The following is a 4,691-nucleotide window of genomic DNA, read 5'->3' as shown; positions in this document are numbered from 1 at the left end:
TCGTCGATTTTACCGACCGCAGGAGCTCGTGAACCGGCTCTGAACTGCGACGATTCATAGACTACATGTCCGTGACGGCGGGTTGGGGTCGTTGCTGTAGCTCGTCCGAGTGGTCTCGTGGGACGGCCCGTCCACCGGGACGGTGGACGGGCCGTGAGGCAGTCAGCGGGACAGGATCAGATCGCTGATCCCGGGTCGGCGATGCGGGCTTCGAGGTCGGCGACGCGCCGGTCTTGGAATCGCAGGTTCGAGCGGGCGGCCTTCAGCCGCTCGTCGAGGGTGCGGTTGTCGGCGGTGAGCTGGCGGACCCGCTGCTTGAGGGTGGTGTTCTCGGTGGTGATCCGCTGGATGGCCTCGTCGGTCCACTCAGCCTGCAAGTCCCTGATCTGGCCGAGGAGTTCGCCGATACGGGTCCGCTGGGCGAGGATCTCGCCGTGGGCGGCCTTGAGGGCGTCTTCGGCGTTCAATGCCCGTTCGCGCCAGGTCGCCTCGCGTTCGTCGTCCTGCTCGGCGAGGGTCCGGGACCGTCGTTCGCCAGCCTCGGTCATCGCGGAGGCGACCGCGGCTCTGGCCTCGGGATTGTCGTAGAGGAAGGTGCGGGAGACGTTCGCCCGGCGGGCGACCGCGGCGACGCTGACCTGGGCCTTCTCGCGCCGGAGCCGGGTAATGGCTTCGCGGACCCGTTGGAGGGCGGTCTCGGTGCTGCGGCGGCGGGCGGCCAGAGCGGCGGCCGTGCGGGGTTCGGGGACGGTGGCGGTGTTCATGCGGGGTCCTGTTCGGGAGCGTCGCCGTCGGCTGTGCACGTATCGCTGTACTCGCTCTGCTCGTCGTTGCCAGCGTCGGCAAGGTCGGCGGCGCGGAAGGCGGTGGACCACACGCGGTGGAAGTAGTCCTGGGGTTTGCGCAGGTCCAGAGCGAGGGCGTCGTCGAGGAGGCCGAGGCCGGCCAGGGCCTTCTCCAGGCCGTCGATGGCGCGGGTGGTGGGCTCGAAGTACTGGTGGAGGTAGTCAGCGGTCGCATCGTCTGGGGCGCCCTCGGCCAGCAGCCGCCACTGCTCTCGCTTGCGCCGCCAGTAGAGGAGATCGGCACCGGAGAGGACGAACTTGTCGCAGTTGTGGCAGTCCAGGTTCCAGGGGCAGGCGCCGCCTTCCACGACGGGCTGGAAGGTGCAGAAGCCGCCCTCGGCGGGGGTGCTGCGGCGGGTGAGATCGATCGCGAGGGCCTGGGCCTGCTCGCGGGTGAGCGTGCTGGCGGCGTCGCCGGTCAGCAGCTGGCCGGGGCTGGCGGTGCCGGGACCGGCGACCCAGACGTGCTGGAGGACGTTGTCCAGGTCGGCCTGGGTGAGGTGGACGTAGTGTTCGGCCATCTTCTCGGAGACTTGGCCGAGGTAGCGGCGGATGTGCGTGAGGGTGGCGCCGTGCCGCAGCAGGCTGGTGGCCAGAGTATGGCGAGCCTGGTGCGGGACGACCTGGCCGAGGTCGAGTTCGGCGATCCACTGCCGGAAACGGCTGTGGAACCACTGGTAGGTCAAAGCGGTGGTGCCGTCGGGGTTGCGGACCGTGGTCGAGAACAGGGCGAGCTTCGCCCGCTCGGCTCCGGTCGGCCGACGTCCGTGGCGGGCGGTGAAGCGGTCCAGGGTCTTGCGCTTCCGCTCAGCGAGAATGTCGTAGAGACGCTCGGGGATACGGATCGCGGCGTCATAGTTGCCGACCTTGGTCTGGTCGTGCCAGAACATCGCCAGGCCGCCGTAGCGGCCGATGCAGTCCCAGCGCAGTTTCAGAACCTCGTTGACGCGACGGCCGGTGAGGACGATCGTCTCCCAGGCGTCGCGCATCCCCTGGTCATCGGGGTCGTAGACATCCGCGAGCCGGGCGAGGTTGATCTCGTCGGCGAGTGCGCGGGCGGCTTCGTCTGGGAACGGACGCCGAGCCCTGAGCGGCGCACCTCCTGCGGCTGGCATCGCGATGATGAACTCCCGCCCCAGACCGAGGGGTTCGGCCCTGCCGGTCTCCAGTGCGTCCCGCATCACCTTGCGGACGCTGTTGAAGACGACGCTGCGGGTGTACTCACTGACCTTGGAGAGTTCGCCGTCCGCGTTCTTCATAACCAGCGAAGGCAGCTTCTCGCGAGCCCGGTGGCGCTGGTCGGCGACGAAACGCTGCATGTGCTCGGAGGCCAGGGCAGCTGGATCCTCTCCGTCGGCGGGGGCGTCGACGGCCAGGAACGCTCCGAGTTCGGTGATCCCGCGGCGGGCGGCGTCGATGGGCATCGCGGTGCGAGGGCAGTGAGCCGAGCGCATCAGGCCGGCGAGGTAGTCCCAGAGCAGATTCCGCAGCCACTGCTGGGCAATGGCGGTCAGGTCGACGTGACTGGCGCGGCCGGGAAAGCGGATGCCGAAGTGATCGGTCTCGATGAACCCGGCCTGACGCGTCTGCGCCGGGGTGAAATAGACCAGCCGCAGGTAATGGAGCATCCGCTTCACGATCGCGGTGTGGAAGCGCGGGAAGTCCTCCAGGTCCAGGTCGGTCAGCGATCCGGCGTCGCGTTCCCGGGCAAGCCTCACCAACTTCTGGATCCAGCCCAGATCCCAGCGGCTGTGCCGCTGCTGCTGGGTATGGGTGAACAGCGTCCACTGGATCTCCGCCCTGATCAGCGGCCGGAGCCCGAGAAGGTTGACCTGCCCTGGCCGCGGGGCAGCGGGCGTACTCGCGCACCAGGCGCGGAAGGCCGCCTCGTCGTCGTAGAAGACGGGGACCGGCCGCCCTTGACTCTCGTAGCTCTGCCACCAGTTGGCTGGCAGACCCACCCCGCCGGGACTGCCGCACCTGCGGTATCGGTGCTTGTGCCAGGAGCACAGCCCCAGCGGCGAGTTGGCCGGACTCGGGCAGACCACGACGCGGCACTTCCCATCGCCCTCGTGCGGTGTCTGCTCGGCGACCCACTGCTCGAAGTCGACCAACTCGGCGCGGTTCAGGGAGTAGCGCTTCCAGGAGTAGTGATGCCGCCGGCACAAGCGCAACTCGGTGCGGAGCGACGCAGGCCGGTCCGGGCAGATCTGGCAGGGCACGTCCCGGTCGTATCCCTCTCGGGCCAGCGGTTCGGCCGCCGCGAGGAACCGGGCCCGTGTCGTTCCACGTTTCCGGGCCGTTCCCCACTGCTGGAGATGGACCGAGCACAGGTCCGTGCCCCCGGACCGGACTCGCTCGCAGGCGCCGACCACGCACTCCCACTGATAGACGGGATGACCCTGCGGGATCCGGATGATCCCCTCGCGAAACAGCGGGTCGAAGGACGGGGCGCCGATCAGCGCGGTGAGGATCTCCAGCCGGTCCCGGCCCTCACGGTCCGGACGGTCAACATAGAGCGGCAGCAGCGACTTTGCGCTCACTTCGTCTCACCCCAGACCGTGCGCAGTGCCGCGTCGAAGACCGGGTCGTGGATGTCGACGTGTCCGTAGACCTCGTCGACCATCGCGGCCGAGGCCCAGCCGCCGGCGTCTCGGGCGATTAGCGTGTTTCCGCCGGCAGCGTCGAGAACCGCGGAAGTAAACGTGTGCCGGAAGGCATGGGGCTTCACCTGCCCCAGACCAGCGTGTTTTCCGGCCCGGCCGAGCATCCGGCGGGCGCCGACCGGCGCCCACGGCTGTCCGGCATCGGCGCCGTGCAGCTGGACCAGGAGCATGCCGTGCCCGGCGCCGCGCGGGTACTCGGTGGTGACGTACTCGAAGTAGGAGTGCACCATCGCCGGGCTCACCCGCTTGATCAGCCCGCCGGTGACCGTGCCGTGCTCGATTCGCCAGGGGTGCTTGGTCTTGGCCTCGGCCCGGTTCGGGTTGCCGGGGCGATGACAGACGTGCAAGTGAGGGCTGCGGCATTCGCCGCACGCCGCGTTTTCGCGCAGGTGCAGGTCGGCCAGGTGCAGCCCACAAAGCTCCCCGATCCGAAGGCCGCCGTCGGCGAGCCAGGTCACCAGCAGCCGGTCCCGGGCTGAGTTCACCGCCTCCAGCAGCCTCTCGCGGGCACCGTCCGGGAGCATCTTCGGGTGCCTGCGGTGCGGCCCCTTCGGCGCGAGCGGGTTGGTGGGCGGAGACGACTTCACGTGCCCGAGGAACGACCGGCGCCGGTCCACCCGCGAGGGAAGCCGGAACTGGTCAAGCTTCTTGCCCAGCTCGCTGTTGATGCCGAGTGAGGATTGGTGGAGGTAGAAGCCCTTCAGACAGGCCGCCGCGGTCGACAGGGCTGCCCGGCCGTAGGGGCGCTTGCCCACCCGCCACGGCTCGCCGAGCGGCATCCGGACCTCGGCACCGACGATCCCCATGTACCTTTCCACGTGCCGCAGTTGGACCGTGCCGAGGGCCAGGCACTCGCGCTCCAGCCACCGCAGATGGTCCACCAGCAGATACGCGTACGTCCTCTGCGTTCCCGAGCCGTCATGGACGCGCAGGAACCGGTCCGCCTCCGTATGGACCGTGCCCTCAGGCCAGACGATCGTCCACGACCGCCGCCCGTCCTTCCTGTCGATCTGCTGGACCCTCAAGTCCCCGACCACTACGTGCCGTACCACTCGTCCTCCGTACCGACGCCGGAACATGACAGACGTCCCGGTCCCGGTCGGTAAACGAGCCCATGACGTCCATGTCACAGGCCCAGACGGACATCACGGGCGGCACAACTCACGGTCGGTAAAGTCGA

Annotated in this window: 3 protein-coding genes; all 3 read right to left on the bottom strand. The window is 69.0% G+C overall.

Annotation, left to right across the window (positions count from 1 at the left end; genetic code table 11):
- Positions 1-176 precede the first annotated feature (176 nt).
- From QIT00_RS38540 to QIT00_RS38530, 3 genes are read right to left on the bottom strand one after another with little or no spacing between them, the layout of a single operon-like run.
- Positions 177-764, bottom strand: coding sequence for a DUF6262 family protein (locus QIT00_RS38540; RefSeq protein WP_282540167.1), 588 nt, complete (start codon positions 762-764; stop codon positions 177-179).
- Entirely contained in the window at positions 761-3,388 is a 2,628-nt protein-coding gene (locus QIT00_RS38535) for a tyrosine-type recombinase/integrase (protein ID WP_282540166.1), read from the bottom strand. Before QIT00_RS38535 ends, QIT00_RS38540 begins: the two co-directional genes overlap by 4 nt.
- Positions 3,385-4,563, bottom strand: coding sequence for a tyrosine-type recombinase/integrase (locus tag QIT00_RS38530; protein WP_282540165.1), 1,179 nt, complete (start codon positions 4,561-4,563; stop codon positions 3,385-3,387). The genes QIT00_RS38535 and QIT00_RS38530 overlap by 4 nt, the downstream gene beginning before the upstream one ends.
- Positions 4,564-4,691: the final 128 nt, after the last annotated feature.

Source organism: Streptomyces luteolus, from assembly GCF_029968015.1.
In the GTDB taxonomy this organism is placed as follows: domain Bacteria; phylum Actinomycetota; class Actinomycetes; order Streptomycetales; family Streptomycetaceae; genus Streptomyces; species Streptomyces luteolus.
This window is presented reverse-complemented; position numbering and strand designations above follow the sequence as displayed.

Excerpts from the sequence above, each read along its gene's own strand:
- QIT00_RS38540 (WP_282540167.1), bottom strand. The coding sequence starts at position 764 with ATGAACACCGCCACCGTCCCCGAACCCCGCACGGCCGCCGCTCTGGCC.